At 68.2% G+C, this 16,272-nt stretch carries 22 protein-coding genes; 13 read left to right on the top strand and 9 right to left on the bottom strand.

Going from position 1 to position 16,272, the window contains the following annotated elements; translation table 11 throughout:
* Window positions 1-11: 11 nt before the first annotated feature.
* The 5 genes from BW733_RS10560 (at window position 12) to BW733_RS10540 (ending at window position 3,700) form a co-directional block, all read left to right on the top strand.
* Window positions 12-464, top strand: coding sequence for a hypothetical protein (locus BW733_RS10560; RefSeq protein WP_077352894.1), 453 nt, complete (start codon window positions 12-14; stop codon window positions 462-464).
* A gap of 92 nt (window positions 465-556) precedes the next feature.
* On the top strand, window positions 557-916 hold the full coding sequence (cmtR, locus tag BW733_RS10555) for a Cd(II)/Pb(II)-sensing metalloregulatory transcriptional regulator CmtR (protein WP_077350333.1): 360 nt from the start codon (window positions 557-559) through the stop codon (window positions 914-916).
* The gene (locus BW733_RS10550; protein ID WP_174718230.1) at window positions 913-2,826 is read left to right on the top strand and encodes a heavy metal translocating P-type ATPase; all 1,914 of its coding nucleotides are present in this window, start codon (window positions 913-915) and stop codon (window positions 2,824-2,826) included. The genes cmtR and BW733_RS10550 overlap by 4 nt, the downstream gene beginning before the upstream one ends.
* Complete coding sequence (gene lspA / locus BW733_RS10545; protein ID WP_077350329.1) at window positions 2,823-3,377, top strand: signal peptidase II; 555 nt, start codon at window positions 2,823-2,825, stop codon at window positions 3,375-3,377. The genes BW733_RS10550 and lspA overlap by 4 nt, the downstream gene beginning before the upstream one ends.
* The gene (locus BW733_RS10540) at window positions 3,374-3,700 is read left to right on the top strand and encodes a hypothetical protein (protein ID WP_077350327.1); all 327 of its coding nucleotides are present in this window, start codon (window positions 3,374-3,376) and stop codon (window positions 3,698-3,700) included. Before lspA ends, BW733_RS10540 begins: the two co-directional genes overlap by 4 nt.
* Window positions 3,701-3,726: 26 nt before the next feature.
* Here the strand turns inward: BW733_RS10540 and BW733_RS10535 are convergent, their stop codons facing one another.
* Window positions 3,727-3,978: an LLM class flavin-dependent oxidoreductase gene (locus BW733_RS10535; RefSeq protein ID WP_077350325.1), complete on the bottom strand. Its 252-nt coding sequence runs from the start codon at window positions 3,976-3,978 to the stop codon at window positions 3,727-3,729.
* A 51-nt stretch (window positions 3,979-4,029) separates the two neighbouring features.
* Window positions 4,030-5,010 carry a helix-turn-helix transcriptional regulator gene (locus BW733_RS10530; protein WP_077350323.1) on the bottom strand — a complete coding sequence of 327 codons (981 nt, stop codon included), beginning with the start codon at window positions 5,008-5,010 and terminating at the stop codon, window positions 4,030-4,032.
* Window positions 5,011-5,115: 105 nt separating this feature from the next.
* Between BW733_RS10530 and BW733_RS10525 the strand changes: the two genes are divergently transcribed.
* Complete coding sequence (locus tag BW733_RS10525) at window positions 5,116-5,511, top strand: RidA family protein (protein WP_077350321.1); 396 nt, start codon at window positions 5,116-5,118, stop codon at window positions 5,509-5,511.
* 40 nt (window positions 5,512-5,551) lie between these two features.
* Here BW733_RS10525 and BW733_RS10520 read toward each other — a convergent pair whose 3' ends face one another.
* Window positions 5,552-6,181 carry a hypothetical protein gene (locus BW733_RS10520; RefSeq protein WP_152024660.1) on the bottom strand — a complete coding sequence of 210 codons (630 nt, stop codon included), beginning with the start codon at window positions 6,179-6,181 and terminating at the stop codon, window positions 5,552-5,554.
* A 502-nt stretch (window positions 6,182-6,683) separates the two neighbouring features.
* Here BW733_RS10520 and BW733_RS10515 point away from each other — a divergent pair.
* Window positions 6,684-7,867, top strand: a protein-coding gene (locus tag BW733_RS10515; protein WP_152024659.1) for an IS3 family transposase whose coding sequence is annotated in 2 segments (ribosomal slippage) — window positions 6,684-6,948 and window positions 6,948-7,867 — 1,185 coding nt in all. Because the reading frame shifts where the segments join, the coding sequence is not laid out codon by codon here.
* A 52-nt stretch (window positions 7,868-7,919) separates the two neighbouring features.
* Window positions 7,920-8,114 (top strand): DUF305 domain-containing protein, encoded by a 195-nt coding sequence (locus BW733_RS20120; RefSeq protein WP_418361318.1) that lies wholly within the window; start codon window positions 7,920-7,922, stop codon window positions 8,112-8,114.
* A gap of 53 nt (window positions 8,115-8,167) precedes the next feature.
* Here the strand turns inward: BW733_RS20120 and BW733_RS10505 are convergent, their stop codons facing one another.
* From BW733_RS10505 to BW733_RS10495, 3 genes are read right to left on the bottom strand one after another with little or no spacing between them, the layout of a single operon-like run.
* Window positions 8,168-8,785 (bottom strand): peroxiredoxin family protein, encoded by a 618-nt coding sequence (locus BW733_RS10505; RefSeq protein WP_077350317.1) that lies wholly within the window; start codon window positions 8,783-8,785, stop codon window positions 8,168-8,170.
* Window positions 8,782-9,747, bottom strand: a complete 966-nt coding sequence (locus tag BW733_RS10500; RefSeq protein WP_077350315.1) for a cytochrome c biogenesis CcdA family protein — start codon at window positions 9,745-9,747, stop codon at window positions 8,782-8,784. The genes BW733_RS10505 and BW733_RS10500 overlap by 4 nt, the downstream gene beginning before the upstream one ends.
* A complete protein-coding gene (locus BW733_RS10495) occupies window positions 9,747-10,049 on the bottom strand; it encodes a thioredoxin domain-containing protein (protein WP_202970176.1) in 303 nt (100 codons plus the stop codon). Before BW733_RS10495 ends, BW733_RS10500 begins: the two co-directional genes overlap by 1 nt.
* 122 nt (window positions 10,050-10,171) lie before the next feature.
* Between BW733_RS10495 and BW733_RS10490 the strand changes: the two genes are divergently transcribed.
* From BW733_RS10490 to BW733_RS10480, 3 genes are all read left to right on the top strand, one after another.
* Complete coding sequence (locus BW733_RS10490; RefSeq protein WP_077350313.1) at window positions 10,172-10,879, top strand: response regulator transcription factor; 708 nt, start codon at window positions 10,172-10,174, stop codon at window positions 10,877-10,879.
* Window positions 10,876-12,015: a sensor histidine kinase gene (locus BW733_RS10485; protein ID WP_077350311.1), complete on the top strand. Its 1,140-nt coding sequence runs from the start codon at window positions 10,876-10,878 to the stop codon at window positions 12,013-12,015. Before BW733_RS10490 ends, BW733_RS10485 begins: the two co-directional genes overlap by 4 nt.
* 88 nt (window positions 12,016-12,103) lie before the next feature.
* Entirely contained in the window at window positions 12,104-12,757 is a 654-nt protein-coding gene (locus tag BW733_RS10480; protein ID WP_073186934.1) for a DUF305 domain-containing protein, read from the top strand.
* A gap of 102 nt (window positions 12,758-12,859) precedes the next feature.
* Here BW733_RS10480 and BW733_RS10475 read toward each other — a convergent pair whose 3' ends face one another.
* The 3 genes from BW733_RS10475 to BW733_RS10465 form a co-directional block, all read right to left on the bottom strand.
* Window positions 12,860-13,039 (bottom strand): hypothetical protein, encoded by a 180-nt coding sequence (locus tag BW733_RS10475; protein WP_068752814.1) that lies wholly within the window; start codon window positions 13,037-13,039, stop codon window positions 12,860-12,862.
* A gap of 146 nt (window positions 13,040-13,185) precedes the next feature.
* The gene (locus tag BW733_RS18610) at window positions 13,186-13,617 is read right to left on the bottom strand and encodes a hypothetical protein (protein WP_175558271.1); all 432 of its coding nucleotides are present in this window, start codon (window positions 13,615-13,617) and stop codon (window positions 13,186-13,188) included.
* An 8-nt stretch (window positions 13,618-13,625) separates the two neighbouring features.
* On the bottom strand, window positions 13,626-14,423 hold the full coding sequence (locus BW733_RS10465; RefSeq protein ID WP_077350309.1) for a prolipoprotein diacylglyceryl transferase: 798 nt from the start codon (window positions 14,421-14,423) through the stop codon (window positions 13,626-13,628).
* A 643-nt stretch (window positions 14,424-15,066) separates the two neighbouring features.
* On the opposite strand from BW733_RS10465, the gene BW733_RS19430 reads away from it, so the two are divergent.
* Together BW733_RS19430 and BW733_RS19425 are read left to right on the top strand one after the other, a co-directional pair.
* A complete protein-coding gene (locus BW733_RS19430) occupies window positions 15,067-15,366 on the top strand; it encodes a heavy-metal-associated domain-containing protein (protein WP_237268158.1) in 300 nt (99 codons plus the stop codon).
* A 58-nt stretch (window positions 15,367-15,424) separates the two neighbouring features.
* The gene (locus BW733_RS19425; RefSeq protein ID WP_237268157.1) at window positions 15,425-16,027 is read left to right on the top strand and encodes a hypothetical protein; all 603 of its coding nucleotides are present in this window, start codon (window positions 15,425-15,427) and stop codon (window positions 16,025-16,027) included.
* Window positions 16,028-16,272 lie beyond the last annotated feature (245 nt).

Raw genomic sequence — 16,272 nt, 5'->3', positions numbered from 1 at the left:
ACCAGAAGCTCGTGAGCCAGGTCGGCGGAGCCGTGCAGCGGATCGAGAAGCGCACCGAGGAGCGGGTCGAGAAGGCCGTCGAGCAGGTCACCGGGGAGGCCTCGGCGACGATGACGGCAAACCTCGACGCGTCGAACGAGCGGGCCGAGCGGATCATCGCCGCCACGGCGAAGCTGGAGACCCGTCAGCTCTGGTCGGCTGCCGCCGCGATGTGCCTCGCACTCCTGCCGGTGGTCGTGGTCATCGCTGGGCTCTGGATGGGCATCGCCGGGCTCATCACGGGCGCTCAGTGGGCGCTGGACGTAAACGGGAGCGTGTGGCTCGGAATCGGGCGCTGGCTCGTGGTCGGTGTGGGCCTCGCCGGGGCCAGCTACGGGCTCTTCGCGTCCGTCCGCTGGGTCGCTGGCCTCGTGGAGACCTGGAAGGACCGCGGGCTGCCGAAGTGGCCGCGCTGGCGAAAGTAGGCGACCAGGGTTCCCGAGGGCAAGCGCGCGGAGCGCGTGCGGCAGCCCTGGCGAGTCGACAATAAGTCAGCCAACACTGTATAGTTCAGTGCATGCTGACTGTTGCTTCTCGTCTCGACGTCATGAACCGGCTCGGCCGGGCCATGGCGGACCCGACGCGCTCCCGGATTCTGATGACCCTGCTCGACGGCCCGAGCTACCCGGCCGTGCTCTCGCGCGAGCTGGAGCTGACTCGCTCGAACGTCTCCAACCACCTGACCTGTCTGCGCGACTGCGGCATCGTCGTCGCCGAGCCGGAGGGGCGGCAGACGCGCTACGAGATCGCCGACCCGCATCTGGCGGCGGCGCTCACCGCACTGGTGGACGTGACGCTCGCTGTCGACGAGCACGCGCCCTGCGTGGACTCTTCGTGCACAGTGCCGGGTTGCTGCGGGACGGGGGCGGGCGAGTGAGCGCGGCGTGCGGCTGCGAGCACGACGAGCCTGAGACCACTTCGGGAGAGGAAGCCGAGGAGGCGGCGCGTCCCTGGTGGCGGGACCGCGGGATCATGGTCCCGGTCTTCTCCGGCGTCGCGTTCCTGACCGGCCTGGTGCTGGAGTGGGCGGGGCTGGAGGTCCCGGCGCTGGTGCTGTTCTGGATCGGTCTGCTGTTGGGCGCGTCGACCTTCACCCCGGGCGCGATCCGGAAGCTGTTCAAGGGCAAGCTCGGCATCGGCCTGCTGATGACGATCAGCGCGGTCGGCGCGGTGATCCTCGGGTATGTCGAGGAGGCCGCCGCCCTGGCGTTCCTGTACTCGATCGCTGAGGCGCTGGAGGACAAGGCCATGGACCGTGCCCGCGGCGGGCTGCGGGCGCTGCTCAAGCTCGTCCCGGAGACCGCGACCATCCGCCGCGACGGAGCATCGGTCGAGGTCCCGGCGAAGGACCTGGCTGTCGGTCAGCTGATGCTGGTGCGGCCGGGTGAGCGGATCGCGACCGACGGCATCGTCCGCACGGGACGCTCCAGCCTGGATACGTCCGCGATCACTGGCGAGTCGATCCCGGTCGAAGTCGAACCCGGCGACACCGTCTCCGCGGGCGCGATCAACACCGCTGGGGCGCTCGAGGTCGAGACGACCGCGGCGGGCACCGACAACTCGCTGACCACGATCGTCGACCTGGTGGAGAAGGCGCAGGCAGAGAAGGGCGACCGCGCCCGCCTCGCCGACCGCATCGCCCGGCCCCTCGTCCCGGGCGTGCTGATCCTCGCCGCCCTCGTCGCGATCATCGGGTCGCTGCTCGGCGACCCGGAGCTGTGGATCACCCGCGCCCTCGTCGTGCTCGTGGCGGCATCTCCCTGCGCGCTGGCGATCTCGGTGCCGCTGACCGTGGTGGCCGCGATCGGGTCGGCGAGCAAGTTCGGCGTGATCATCAAGTCCGGGGCCGTGTTCGAACGGTTCGGCGTGATCCGCCACGTCGCCGTCGACAAGACCGGCACCCTGACCCGCAACGAGCCCGCCGTCACCGCCGTCCTCACCGCCGAGGGCGTGACCGAGAAGCAGGCGCTGGCCTGGGCCGCCGCGCTCGAGCAGCACAGCACCCACCCCCTTGCGGCCGCGATCACCGCCGCGGCCCCCGGGGCCCCCGCGGCTGACGGTGTGACCGAGCAGGCCGGGCACGGCATCGAGGGAACCCTCGACGGTGCGCGGATCACGGTCGGCAGCCCGCGCTGGCTCGACGCCGGGACGCTCGGCGAGCAGGTTGCTGGGCTGGAGGAGCAGGGCATGACGGTCGTGATCGTGCACCGCGACGGCACGCCGGTCGCCGCGATTGGCGTCCGCGACGAGCTGCGTCCCGAGGTCCCCGAGGTCGTCCGCACCCTCGCCGCACAGGGCATCGGGGTCACCATGCTCACCGGCGACAATGCTCGCACCGCCCGCGCCCTCGCCGCCCAAGCCGGGATCGGCGACGTGCGTGCCGAGCTGCGCCCGGAGGACAAGGCCGCCGCGATCGCAGAACTCGGCGAGAAGGGGGCTGTGGCGATGATCGGCGACGGCATCAACGACGCTCCCGCCCTCGCCGCTGCCGACATCGGCATCGCGATGGGCGCGACCGGCTCGGATGCCGCGATTGAGTCCGCCGACGTCGCGTTCACCGGCCACGACCTGCGCCTGCTGCCGCGTGCGTTCGACCACGCCCGCCGCGGACGGCACATCATCAACCAGAACATCATCCTTTCGCTGCTGATCATCACCGCCCTGCTCCCGCTCGCCCTCTTCGGCGTCCTGGGGCTCGCGGCCGTGGTGCTCGTGCACGAGATCGCCGAGGTCGTCGTGATCCTCAACGGCCTGCGGGCTGCCCGGACCCGGAAGAGCGCCGCGTGACTGCGCAGGACGCCGTTGTCGTCGAGTCGACGGGCGGGGCATCCACGAGGAGCAGGCAGGCGCTCGTCGTCGCCCTCGTCGTCGCGGCGCTCGCTCTGGCGATCGATCAAGGCTCGAAGGTCCTCGCCGCGGCGCAGCTGACCCAGGGCGAGCGGATCCCGCTGGTCGGCGACCTGTTCGGGCTGTCGCTGGTCTACAACCCCGGAGCCGCGTTCTCGATCGGTTCCGGGGCCACCTGGATCTTCACGATCAGCGGCCTCCTCGCCGCCGTGGCGGTGGTCGTGTTTGCCGCACGGATGCGCGGGGCGCGGTGGGGCGTCGCGCTGGGGCTGGTCCTCGGCGGCGCGGTCGGCAACCTCGTCGACCGGCTCGTGAACTCGCCCGCGTTCGGGCAGGGGCACGTCACGGACTTCCTCGCCTACGGCGACCTGTTCGTCGGGAACGTCGCCGACGTCTTCGTCGTCGCCGGTGTCGGCCTGGTATGTCTGAACCTCCTCACGCAGACCCCTCGCACGACAGCTGAGGGTGAACGAACGGAAGAAGCTTCATGAAGGTGGAACTGCTGCACATCGCCGACTGCCCGAACACGGGAATCGCCGAAGCCAACGCACGGGCAGCGCTGGACGCTCTCGGACTCGGGGCCGTGCCTGTCGAGCTGGTGACGATCGGGACCGAGGCCGAAGCGGCGAACACTGGGTTCGGAGGCTCGCCTACGATTCTCGTCGACGGCATCGACCTGTTCCCGACAACACTCGTTCACTCACTGGCGTGCCGTGTCTATGTGGCTGAGAACGGTTTCGCCGGCGCACCGGCGGCAACACAGATCGATGAGGCGTTGCGCGACCGCATGCAAGGCGGCGAGAGCGACCGATAAGGCGAGTGTTGCAACCGCGACATGCGCTAGCGCATGTCGATGACACCGGTGCCGACCTCGATCCGCTTCGTGCGCGCAGCCATCGCCGTCAGCAGCGGCATCGGGGACGCGGCCTGCCGCGCGAAGTGGTGGACGCGGACGTACGCCCCGTTGACACCGATCTCGTCGGCGCCGACCGCCAGGTCGACCGTCTGCTTGAGCATGTCCGCCGCGGTACGGGTCTGCGACCCGGGCATGGGCGCGTAGTGCCCGAAGGACAGGAATCCGAAAGCTCTCATGCCTGGTACAACGGTCGCAGCCGACGGAAGATTCCCGATTTAGTGGAGTGTTCAACTTCTCCGCGGATCTACCGCCTCCGCGTGTCTCTCAGCGACGGCGACCGCACGTGCGCGCAGCGCGGAGCGCAACGACTCGGGCGCCAGCGCCTCGGCCCCCGTGTCGAGCTGCCAGACGGCCCAGACGGCGTGGCGCAGGTCCTCGAAGTCGACCTCGAGCCGCACCCATCCATCGGTCTCATCCTCCGCGGAGCGGACAACTCTTGCGTGGTCGAGCAGCTCGTCGCGACGATCGCCACGCACCCGGACGGTGACCGCGAGTCGCGACTCGGACAGGAAGGCGGCGCCACGTTCTGCCCAGATCCGCTCGAGGTCGGTCTGCCTTGGCCTCTGCGCCGGGTCTGCGAGCACCTCCGCAGAGAGCATCCGCGACAACCGGTACGTGCGGTCCTCGTCCCCCTTGAGCGCCAGCAGGTAGGAGCGGCCGCGGACGGTCACGAGGCCCACGGGGTCGACGGCGTGCACCTTCGGCTCTTCGCCGGGCCGCGCATGGCGGAACCGGAGCCGGCGACCGGCGAGCACGGCGCGGCGGACCACCGTCATGACGCCGTCGGCCAGTTCCTCCGGCGCCCGACGCCGAGAGAGCAGGTCGCGTTCCGGCTCGATCAGCAGCCGGCTCGACGCATCGTCGAGCGAGGGTCGCTGCGCCTCTGGCAGTGCGTCGACGACCTTGCGCATGGCCGAGACGAGCTGGCCTCCGAGCCCGAAGGCGCCGTCGCCTCGTCCGGCGGTGAGAAGTGCGAGCGCCTCGTCGTCGTTCAGTCCGGTCAGTTCGGTGCGGAACCCCGGAAGGAGTGCGAAGCCGCCGTGTCGTCCGCGTTCGGCATAGACGGGCACCCCCGCCACCGAGAGCGCGTCGATGTCGCGCAGCACGGTCCTGGTCGAGACCTCCAGCGCGCCCGCCAGCTGGTCGGCGGTCATCCTGCCGCGCTGCCGCAGTAGCAGAACGAGGGACACGAGTCGGTCGGCGCGCATGCCCCGAATCTTCCCGGAAATCACGCCACAAGATGTCGTGATTGATGGGAAAGGTGGTCTGCAGGCGCCGCGGCACCCGGCCGCGGCCCGACGATAGGAGAAGACATGGAACGTTCAGCCGTGAACCCGGCCCCGTGGTCGCTCGACCTGGGCTTCAACCAGGGCGAACTCGTCCGCGGAGCGCAACGCACGCTGTACATCTCGGGCCAGACCGCGATGAGCGCCGAGGGTCGCCCGCTCCACGAGGGGGACGTCGCAGCGCAACTGACGCTGGCAGTCGAGAATCTGGAGTCGGTGCTCGCCGCGGCGGGGATGTCGCTGGCGAACCTGGTCCGGCTCAACGTGTACACCACCGATGTCGACGCCCTGTTCCCCCACTACGGCGTGCTCGCGGGCAGGCTCGCCGAGGCCGGGGTTGCGCCGACGACGACGATGCTCGGCGTCACCCGCCTCGCGATCCCGGGCCAGGTCGTCGAGCTCGAGGGCACCGCGGTCGACTAGACCCAACGGCGGTTCAGATGGGCGTCGGGCCGTCGCGGGCTCACCAGGACGCGTACCTGGCCTTTGACAGGAAGAACCCGTGCCCGGTGAGCCCGTTCCAGCAGGTGACGCCGATGTCCTCCACGGTGCAGGCGAACTCCCCGACCCCGACCCGTTCCCCGTAGGCGACGGTCGGCCCATCGACCTCTTCGTTCGGAATGCTGTGGCAGGCGAGGCGGGCGGCGTCGTTGAGGACGTAGCCGTCGCAGATGCCGTCGCCCTCGGGGTTGTGGGTGTCGGCGATCATCTGGGTCTCGATCGCCGCACACCACACCTGGCCGTTCTCCATCTGGCAGGAGATGTTGCCCGACGGGGTGCGGAAGTCCTGCGCCGCGTAGGGCGCCATCTCGACGGCCTGGCACGCCTCGGGCGAGACGAACCACGGCAGCTTGATCGTCGGGTCGACGCATCCGGCGGCCGCCGGCGTCGACGCCTGCGCGGTCTCGCTCGCGGCCACCGGGGTCTGGCTCGGTTCCGCCGACGGTGGGATCGAGCCAGCCTGGCTGGCCCCGGTCGGCTCGGCCGCGGTGACGGTGACGGTCGGTCGCGAAAGCGGGTCGAACTGCACGGTGCAACCCGCCAGGACGATCAGCGCCCCGAGCGTCGCCGCACCCCTCAAAAATGCCCTCATGACCTGCACCCTATCCGCCCTCGTCAGGAGCGACCACAAGCGGTCACCACCCCGACCAACGAGGGCGACCCAGGGCCACGGCCCGCAGCCGCGCGCGCCCGCCCTGCCAGCAGCACCCGCAACCCCTGCAGGACAGACACGGGCAGCTGACCGGGCGGCCTCAACCACCCGCACCGAACACGACCAGCACCCGACAAGCAGACCCACCGACAACGCCGCACGGGCAGCTGACCGAGGCTGGCCGGCAACAGACGACCGACGATCAAGGAACCGCCGGACGACCCAAGAAGCGACGAAGGCCGGCGGACGGAAACTGGGAGGCAACAACGCCGACCACGGCTGCGACAGTGGCCCAGCTCACGTTGACGAGCAAACACCGGCAGGGGAAAGAACCGACACCGAGCAGGACCGGCAGCCGACCGCAGGGCCCCTGGGCGGCCTAGAGATTTCGGACGGTGGGCCCTCTTAAGCTCAGGGCGCTACTGAAAGAGAGATCGGCAGGATGACTGCATCACGACGGCGATTCAGCCAGGAGTTCAAGGACGAGCTGTGTCAGGAGGTGATCTCGACCTCGAAACCGATCCGGGAGGTCGCTGAGGCCTACGGTGTCGGCCCGGAGACGCTGCGTAACTGGCTGATCAAGTACCGCGACGCGCACGGGGGCACCGAGACGGAGCTGACGGTCACCGAGCGTGCTCGGTTGAAGGAGCTCGAGCGGGAGAATCAGGAGCTCCGTGCGGAGACGGCGTTCCTAAAAAAAGCCGCGGCCTACTTCGCGAGGGAACCGCGGTAGTGGGCAAGTACGAGTACATCGATTCCCTCCGAAACGACCCGACCGAGACGACCCCGGTGTGGAAGATGTGTCTGTGGTTGGCGGTGTCAACCTCGGGGTTCTACGACTGGCTCAAGCGCCCGCAGTCGGCGACTGCCGCGCGCCGGGAGGCCCTGGCTGCACGGGTCCGGCACTTCTTCACGGCCTCTGACGGCACCTACGGCTATCGACGCATCCACGCCGACCTTGCGGCTGAGGGCGTGGAGTGTTCACCGGAGCTGGTGCGCCAGATCATGCGGCAGGAACACCTGGTGCCTTGCCAACCGCGCCCGTTCCGGGTCACAACCCAAGCAGACGCGGAAGCTGCGGCATGCATGCCTGACTTGGTGAAACGGGACTTCACTGCCGAGCGGCCCGGGGTGAAGTTCGTCGGCGACATCACCTACATCCACACCTGGCAGGGTTTCATCTACCTGGCCACTGTGATCGACTGTTACTCGAAGAAGGTCATCGGCTGGTCGATCGCTGATCACATGCGCACCGAACTCGTCGAGACCGCGCTGCGTAACGCGGCCGTGACGGCCGTGATCGAGCCTGACGCGATCTTCCACTGCGACCGCGGCAGCGTCTACACCTCGGCCGGCTACCGGGCACTGGTGGCAGGGCTGGGCATGCCCTCCTCGATGGGGCGCACGGGCGTTTGCTGGGATAACGCGATGGCCGAATCGTTCTTCTCCGCGTTGAAGAACGAGCGGGTCTACCGCACCGTCTACGCGACGAAAGAACGTGCCAGGCGTGATGTCATCGCCTACATCGAGGGTTTCTACAACAGCCGCCGCCGGCACTCCGCCCTCGGCTACCGCAGGCCCAACGAGGTCCACTACAGTTACCAACAGCCAGCACTGGCAGCGTAAGAGAAACCAATCAACTCCGCTGTCCGGAAACACCGCGCCAGCCCAGTTCTTCATGGGCCGCAACGAGGTGGGGGTAGGCGACGAGGGATTCCTCACCTCCATGATTCCGCACCATTCACGCGCCATCCTGGTGTGCCAGGAGGCCAGCATCACCGATCCTGAGATCGAACAGCTCTGCAGCGAGATCGTCGAGGCGCAGGAAAGGGAGATCGCCCAGATGAAGGAGATCCTCAAGCGGTACCAGTGAGTCGAAGCCGCCGCGGGGCACTCGGACCGAACGACACGTCCCCCGCAATGACTTCACCGCAGTCGTGTAGTGACTTCGTCGAGGAGTTCCTGGGGGTCGAGCCACATGGAGGGGTAGTTGCCGTACCAGCGCTGGACGCCCTCGCCGTCGATGAGGACGAAGCCGTGTCCGGGCATCCCGGGGTGCATGCCCTTGTCGAGGACGTCGTAGGCCTTGGACACGGTGCCGTCGTCGAGGAGGTAAGGGGTGGTGACGCCGAATTGCTGCATGTCGGGCAGGATCTGCTCGGCGCTGTTCATGACGATTGGCAAAACCTGGATGCCGGCCTCGGCGAAGCCGGGGTTCTTCTCGATCTCGGCCATCTGCATGGTGCAGGAGGCGCAGCCGGCGCCTTCGTTGAAGTAGATGAGCACCGGGCTGGGTCGTAGGTCGCTGAGGGTGACCGTGGCGCCGGCTGTGGTGGTGAGGGTGAAGTCGGGGGCGAGGCGCTGGGTGTCGCCTTGTTCTGGGATGGCGGTCCACAGCCCGTAGCCGACGACGACGACGATCAGGGTCACTACTCCGCCGATGATCCGGCTCCACGTGCGGCGCTTCGTGTCGCGGCGCGTCTCGGCCTCCTGGCGGGCTTTGAGTTGCTCGCGCCGTGAGGGTGCGGGGTTCGTGGTGGTCATCGTGGCTCCTGGGAGAGTGTCGTCGGAGCGCTGGCTCCTTCGGGCGCGGGGGTCGGTGTTGGTTGGGTGTCGCAGCAGTCATGGACGGCGGCGGTGGGCTTGGCGTGTCGGCGGTCGCGAAGGGTGGCGATGACGAACACGGCCACCAGCGCGAGCAGTGCCAGTCCGAGGACGGCCTCGGGGATAGGGGCGGTGATCGCGATCAGCCAGGCGAAGACCTCGGAGAGCCAGGCGCCCATGCCGACCAGCGGGGCGTCGGCGCCGGTCATCTCGGTGGCGCCGGCTTGGCCGATCACGAGGATGCCCATGATCACGAACCCGACGGCGACCAGCAGGTTGACGGTGTTGGTGGCCAGCGTGAAGCGGCCCAGGTTGATCCGGATGGGCTTGGCGCGGAGGCTGCGCATCCGCTCGGGTCGCTTGTCCCACAGCAGTGCCATCACGAACAACGGGATCACCATCCCGAACACGTAGGTCAGACCGAGCACCAGCCCACCGACGGGCGAGCCGGACAGCGCCGACAGGGTCATCACGCCCGCCAGGACCGGCGCGCAGCAACTGGAGGCGATGCCGGAAAACACGCCGAGGCTGAAGAAGGTGGCAGTGTCCCCGCGTGCGGTGTCAGGCGCCCGGAGGAACGACGGCATCGACCACATCGCCCCCGACAACGCCAACAGGCCGAGTCCGATCATCAACAGGCCGCCGGCCCAGTAGAGAACCACGTGGTACTTGGCAATGGCGCCGGCGATCAGGCTGACCCCCATGGTGATCGGGACCAGGACCGCTGCCAGGCCGGCGGCGAACACGAAGGTCAGCGGGATCAGGCGCCAACGGCGGTTCTTCGCCGCCGCGGCCAGATAGCTGGGGGCGAGGAAGACGATGCAGCACGGGGCGAACAGCGCGACGCCGCCGGCGAGGAACGCCGCCAGGATCCCTCCCGCGCTGAGCAAGTCGGCACCCATCAGCGGGCACCGAGGCGGTCGACGAGCCGCGCCAGCTTGCCTCGCGGAATGCGGCCGGCGTGGAAGTACCTGCCCGCCACCAGGGTCAGCGGGAAACTCCCAGGGCGGTGCTCGGCGATCAGCGCCTCACCTTGCGGTGACTCCGCCGGCACTGCCGTCAGCCGCAACAATCCTGCACGTTCCAGAGCGTGGAGGCGTTGATGGGCGTCGTCGCAGAAGTGACAGGCGGGGGTGGTCACCAAGGTGACGTTGACCACCTCGGTCGGGGCGGTCGGCGGTGCTGATGCCGGAATCTCGTTCACGATCCCAGCCTCAACCCTCCAGATCAGGGAACGGTTCAGCCCGGGTCAAGATTCGGCCAAGAACACTCCCTCAGCACCGTGAGGGGGTGGGGTGGCGGGCGGGGAGTGTCAATAATGGCTGTATGGCTGAGCCCCGCAGGTCGAGTGTGTTGGTGATCGACGACGAGCGCCCGCTGGCAGGGATCGTCGCCTCCTACCTCAACAAGGCAGGCTTCGACACCGCCCTGGCCTACACCGGCCCGGACGGCGTCTCCTCGGCGCAAGACCTGGACCCCGACGTCATCATCCTTGACCTGGGCCTACCCGGCATCGACGGCATCGAGGTGTGCCGCCAGATCCGGCTGTTCTCCGACTGCTACATCCTGATGCTGACCGCCCGCGCCGACGAGGTCGACAAACTGATCGGCTTGTCGGTGGGCGCCGACGACTACCTGACCAAGCCGTTCAGCCCCCGCGAGCTCATCGCCCGCGTCAACACCGTGCTGAGACGCCCGCGCCGCCAGACCCACGGCACACAACTGACCGCGCCGCGCGAGTTCGGGCGGCTGCGGGTGGACGCGGAAGGCCGCGACGTGTGGGTCGACGACCAGCAGGTGGGGCTCACCCGCACCGAGTTCGACATCCTCGACGCACTCTCAGCCCGACCCAACGTGGCGCTGAGCAGGCGGCAGATTATCGACTCGGTGTGGGGCCCGGGCTGGGTCGGCGACGATCACGTCGTCGACGTGCATGTGGCAAATCTCCGCAAGAAGCTCGACGACCCGCCCGCGGAACCGTGCTACATCCTCACCGTCCGCGGAGTCGGCTACCGGATGGGACCAGGAGCATGACCAGGCTGCGCGGTCTCGTGGGCCGGATGCGGTGGGGAACCCGCACCTTCCTCACCCAGGCCCTGGTGGTGGCGGTCGGCGTGATCACCGCCGCCCTGGTCGCTGTGGTGGTCGGGCCCCCACTGTTCCACGAACACCTGCAACAACTCGGGTACTCTGTCGGAACTGCCGAGATGGGGCATGTGGAGCAGGCGTTCCTCGACGCTGGCGTCAGATCGTTGGGCATCGGACTGGTGGTGGCGCTCACGCTGGCTATCGGCCTGGCCTGGATCGAGACCAGGCGGCTGCGCCGCCCACTGGAACAACTGACCGCAGCCGCCGCCCAGCTCGAGGCAGGCGACTACACCGCCCGCGTCCCCCAGAGTGGAACAAGTCCCGAGTTCACGGCCGTCGCCGACGCGTTCAACGACATGGCCAGCCGCCTGGACTCCACCGAGACCAGCCGACGGCGGCTTCTCTCCGACGTGGCACACGAGCTCCGCACCCCCCTGGCCACCCTGACCGCTGAGCTGGAGGCCGTCATCGACGACGTGGTCCCCTGGGACCACGACAGCCAACAACTGCTCACCCTCCAGGCCGCCCGGCTCAAGAAGATCGCCGCCGACCTCGACGACGTGTCCCGCGCCGAGGAAGGCCGATTCACCCTCGACACCCAGACACAGCCGGTCTGGGACCTCATCGAACCCGCCGTCGCCTCCGTCACCACCCGATACGAGGCCAAGGGAGTCGTCTTGTCCGCGGACTCCGACCCGGGCCTCGTCGCAGCCGATCCGCAGCGGGTGGGTGAGATCCTGGGCAACCTCCTCGACAATGCGCTGCGGCACACCCCACCCAGCGGGATCGTGCACATCAGTGCACGCGAGTCCAGGGACGAGGTGGTGATCACGGTCACCGACACCGGCGATGGCCTCACCCCGGAGCAGCTCTCGAAGGTGTTCGAACGGTTCTACCGCGCCGACACGGCCAGGGCCCGCGACGCCGGCGGTTCCGGGATCGGGCTGACCATCGCCCGCAGCCTCGCCCTGGCTCACGGCGGCTCACTGACAGCCGCCAGCCCCGGCCCCGGACACGGCTCGATCTTCACCCTGCACCTGCCCACCGCGCCAGCACCTGAGCGGGTCTTGATCGATTCTTGACCTTACACGGGTTGGCTCTTGAGCTGATCGTTCATAGCCTCGACGTTAGGACCGGCGGCCCCCGTCGGCCAGGAATGGAGCATCTTTCATGACACGCACTAAGCGGATCACTGCCACTTTGGCGGGGCTGGTCCTGACGGCCACCCTGGCGGCCTGCGCGGACCAGGGCGCCACTCCCCCGGCGGCGACCACCTCCCCGACAGGCAGCACCTCCGCCACGGCCACTGAGTCCGAGTCGGCGTCGGCGAGCGCCTCATCTGAGGTGTCCGCCGACCACAACGACCAGGACACCACGTTCGCGCAGATGATGATCATCCATCACGAGGGCGCCATCGAGATGTCTCAGCTGGCGATCGAACGCGCCGAATCCCCCGAGGTCGTGGCCCTCGCGGAGCGGATCGCCGAGGCCCAGGGCCCGGAGATCGAGGAGATGACCGCCTGGCTCAGCGCCTGGGGTGAAGATGTCTCCCCCGGTGGGCATGGCGGCATGGACATGGGCGGCATGGACATGAACGGAATGAGCCAGGAGGAGATGATGACCCAACTCGACGGCATGTCCGGCGCCGACTTTGATCAGGCGTTCCTCGAGGCCATGATCGCCCACCACGAGGGTGCGATCGGGATGTCCGAGCAGCAGTTGGCCGAGGGGCAGAACCCGGATGCTCTCATGTTGGCGGAGAAGATCATCGCCGACCAGCAGACTGAGATCACCGAGATGCAGGAGATGCTCACCAGCCTCTGACCAACCCAGGCGTGCAAGCGATGAGGCGCCCGTCCAGCCGTTGTGGCTGGGCGGGCGCTTCGTCGGTTGCCCTGGTTGGCGCGAACGCCGTACCTGGCGGGGTTAGGCGGCTGGGTTGCTGGCGAGATGCTCGGCGTCGAAGAGGTCCTGGCAACGTCGGCAGCAGAAGTAGAACCGCTGGCCTTCGACGTCGCGGAACAGTCCCGCCGCCTCGGCGGTGGACTTCAGCGTGCTGGTCCCGCGGACCGTGCAGGTGACCAGCTCGTCGCCTGGGCCCGCCACCACGTCATGTTGACAGTGATGGCCCCCACCCTGACCGCCGCCGGCGTGACCGCCGCAGCAGCCTGCCTCCTGCTGGTTCCCGTGCTGGTGTCCATGCTCGTGATTGCACATGTGCTTGGTTTCCTTTCATTTCATTGTGGTGTTGATCATGGGGTGGGCGAGGCGCTGTGGTGCCCCTCGTGGTCCTCGGTGCCGGACGCGCTGGCGGAGGCCGCCGGTGACGGCGTGTCTGGTTGGTTGGGGGTGGCGGGGTTGAACAGTGGCCCGATCACGAACGCGGACAGGGCGAACAGGGCGGTGAACACCGCGACCCCGATCGCGGGGGCCTTCCGGGTGCCGAATCGGCGACGCAGCCGTCGCAGCAGCGGGATGCTCAGCAGCAACCCGACCACATAGAGGAGCGAGTTGCCGAGGAACCCGGTCAGGAACGCGGCCCCGGCCAGGAAGCCGATGTGATGCATCACGTGCGGCGCCAGTCCCATCAGGGCGCCGACGGTGGCCCTGGTCCCGGCCCACAGCGCACCCCAGAACCCGCGACCACCCCTCACGGCTGTGGCCGGCTCGGTGATCGTGTCCATGGCGCCGCTCACCTCCCGACCGGGTGAGAGCTAAGGACGGCCGATTCGGAGCCGACAGGAGCATCTGAGGGCGCAACTGCGGGGTGGAAGGCGTCTCGCAGGATCAGGGCGACGCCCAGAATGATACTGACGATGCCGATCAGCTGCGCCTCGGTGAGGCCCAACAGGACGTGCGGGTTGATCCGGACGACCTCGGCGAGCAGGCGTGCCGCGCCGCTGAGCAGCAGGTAGGACCCGAACACGGCCAGCGGTCGCAGCCTGCGACCCAGCGCCCACAGGATGCCGGCGATCAGGAAGGCGCCGGCGGCCTCATACAGCTGGACGGGATGCACCGGCACGTTCACCGGCACCACCCCGTTGGGGAACGCCATCCCCCAGGGCAGGTCGGTGGGTGTGCCGTACGTGCCGTCACCGGCAAGGAAGCAGCCGATCCGGCCGATGCCGTAGGCCACCGACAGCGGCGCCGCCATCGCGCCCGCCACCCGTCCAAGGGGCAGATCGTGGCGTCGAGTCATCACGATCACCGCGATCGACCCGGCGATCAATCCCCCGTACCAGACGAACCCGGACCCGCCGAACAGGTGCCAACTGAAGTTGTCCCAGTTCGCGATCAGGTAGTACACCTTCGCGCCGACGAACCCCCACACCGTCGCCCACAACGCGATCGAGTGCGCCAGTTCCTTGTCGTAACCGATCCGCGTGAACGCGCGACCCAACAGGAACGCGCCGACCAGCAGCGCCAGCGCCTTACTCAGCCCATAGCTCTGGATCCCCACACCAAAAATCGAGAACACCTCAGGCCACACAGCCCACTCCCATCGTCGAAACTGTTCCAGGCGCGCGACGTGACCGCGGGGCCTCACTGCCAGTCTCAACCGGTCACCTCAAGCAACGAGCAGGACCCGGACAAGGTTTGGTCAAGATCCCCGTCCACGTGCCTGGACGAGGTAACGCCACACAGTAATGCGGATCTTGAGCGAAGCCTGACCACCTGACCGTGACTTTTTGGATTGCACCCTGCCTACCCTGATGACATACCCCTTTGGGGTGTGGTGGCGGCGTCGATACCACGGGTCCCCCGTGTCGGCTCGGAAGTTGAGGAAAGGGCTCTTCGGCGTAGGTCGAAGCTCCGTGGCGGGTGCGTGCCAAACTCGAGATTCAATGGCTGGTGGTCGAGATGGGTTCAAGCGGCAGCTCTTCAGATGGCGTCCGAGCGGATGTGGTGCTCGCGGGGCACCGCGATCTCCAGAATCTGGCGTCCACTGCGTCGACCTGGATCTGGAGCCGCCGGTGGAGTCGCTGTTGCCCCCGGCCGGGGCCGTGACCAGCGAGTTCTTTCCCGCCCCGGTCAGGGCCACGACGGCCTGAGACCGGACGGACGGGCAGGCATCCGCCGAGCCCGTCGGCGCACGACCTGTCGGCCAAGCGGTCGGAGAGGAAGACCCGATCATGAAGAGTCAAACCACGGTCCTGGAGGCCGGTGGCCTGCACTGGGCCACCTCGGAATCAGTGATCGAGAGAACGCTACTTGGGGTACCCGGCGTGCTGGCCGTCGAGGCCAGCGCCGTCTCCCAGACCGCGACGGTCACATATGACCCGAACCAGACGTCGGTCGCCCAACTGGTCGGCTGGGTCAATGACTGCGGCTACCACTGCACCGGCAGTCGGTACCTAGCCACACCATGGCGGAACCGGTCTCGACCGACCCCCACATCGGCCACGAGCGGCACACCGGCCACGAGGCGGTGAGGATGAGGATGGCGGGTCCGCGCAGGCGGTGATGGGCCACGGCGGGCACGGTGGGTCGATGGTGGACATGGTGCGCGACATGCGCAACCGGCTCCTGGTCGCCGCGGTCCTGTCGGTGGTCATCTTGTTCTGGTCGCCGATCGGGCGAGAGGTCCTGGGGTTCACCGTGCCGGCACCCTTCGGGCTGCGCGACGACGTCTTCTCGCTGATCTTGTCCCTTCCGGTGGTGTTCTACTCGGCGTGGATCATCTTCTTCGACGGGGCCTTCCGGGCGCTCCGCGCGAGAACGCTGGACATGATGGTCCTGGTGGCGGTCGGGGTCGGGGCGGGCTGGTTGTACAGCGTGGTGGTCACGTTCACCGGCGGGGGTGAGGTCTTCTACGAAGCCGCCACGGTCCTGACCACCTTCGTCCTGCTCGGGCACTGGCTGGAGATGCGGGCTCGTGGCGGCGCGACCGACGCTGTGCGCACGCTGCTCGAACTCGCGCCCTCCCAGGCAGTCGTGCTCCGGGACGGTCAGCCCGTGGAGGTCCCAACCTCCGAAGTCGTCACCGGTGACCTGCTACTGGTACCTGTCCGGGTCCTACTCGTTGTTCATGTGACCGGTGGTGTGGGTGCGGTGAAGATCCGCCCACCTGGCCGGGTCTTGTCGGGATCTTGACCCCACCCAGACCGGTTCCCGACACCGCGGGGGGCACCATCGAACATGAACACGCGAAACCGACCAGGAAGAGAGGGTGATTCGACGTGACGACGATGACACAGGCCACCTACGGGGTGCGCGGGCTCAGCTGTTGGCGCTGCATGATCAGCGCTGTGGACGCGGTCCGGGCCTTGCCCGGGGTGCATACCGTCGGGATGGATTTGGAGCCGCACGGCGAGTCGCTGTTGACGCTGGCACCGGCC

Origin of the sequence: Tessaracoccus flavescens, from assembly GCF_001998865.1 — a bacterium.
Lineage (GTDB): Bacteria > Actinomycetota > Actinomycetes > Propionibacteriales > Propionibacteriaceae > Arachnia > Arachnia flavescens.
This window is presented reverse-complemented; position numbering and strand designations above follow the sequence as displayed.

Coding starts and splice junctions, on each gene's coding strand:
- cmtR (WP_077350333.1), top strand. CDS start 557: ATGCTGACTGTTGCTTCTCGTCTCGACGTCATGAACCGGCTCGGCCGG.
- BW733_RS10540 (WP_077350327.1), top strand. CDS start 3,374: ATGAAGGTGGAACTGCTGCACATCGCCGACTGCCCGAACACGGGAATC.
- BW733_RS10535 (WP_077350325.1), bottom strand. CDS start 3,978: ATGAGAGCTTTCGGATTCCTGTCCTTCGGGCACTACGCGCCCATGCCC.
- BW733_RS10530 (WP_077350323.1), bottom strand. CDS start 5,010: ATGCGCGCCGACCGACTCGTGTCCCTCGTTCTGCTACTGCGGCAGCGC.
- BW733_RS10525 (WP_077350321.1), top strand. CDS start 5,116: ATGGAACGTTCAGCCGTGAACCCGGCCCCGTGGTCGCTCGACCTGGGC.
- BW733_RS10520 (WP_152024660.1), bottom strand. CDS start 6,181: ATGAGGGCATTTTTGAGGGGTGCGGCGACGCTCGGGGCGCTGATCGTC.
- BW733_RS20120 (WP_418361318.1), top strand. CDS start 7,920: ATGGGCCGCAACGAGGTGGGGGTAGGCGACGAGGGATTCCTCACCTCC.
- BW733_RS10505 (WP_077350317.1), bottom strand. CDS start 8,785: ATGACCACCACGAACCCCGCACCCTCACGGCGCGAGCAACTCAAAGCC.
- BW733_RS10500 (WP_077350315.1), bottom strand. CDS start 9,747: ATGGGTGCCGACTTGCTCAGCGCGGGAGGGATCCTGGCGGCGTTCCTC.
- BW733_RS10490 (WP_077350313.1), top strand. CDS start 10,172: ATGGCTGAGCCCCGCAGGTCGAGTGTGTTGGTGATCGACGACGAGCGC.
- BW733_RS10485 (WP_077350311.1), top strand. CDS start 10,876: ATGACCAGGCTGCGCGGTCTCGTGGGCCGGATGCGGTGGGGAACCCGC.
- BW733_RS10480 (WP_073186934.1), top strand. CDS start 12,104: ATGACACGCACTAAGCGGATCACTGCCACTTTGGCGGGGCTGGTCCTG.
- BW733_RS18610 (WP_175558271.1), bottom strand. CDS start 13,617: ATGGACACGATCACCGAGCCGGCCACAGCCGTGAGGGGTGGTCGCGGG.
- BW733_RS19430 (WP_237268158.1), top strand. CDS start 15,067: ATGAAGAGTCAAACCACGGTCCTGGAGGCCGGTGGCCTGCACTGGGCC.
- BW733_RS19425 (WP_237268157.1), top strand. CDS start 15,425: ATGGTGGACATGGTGCGCGACATGCGCAACCGGCTCCTGGTCGCCGCG.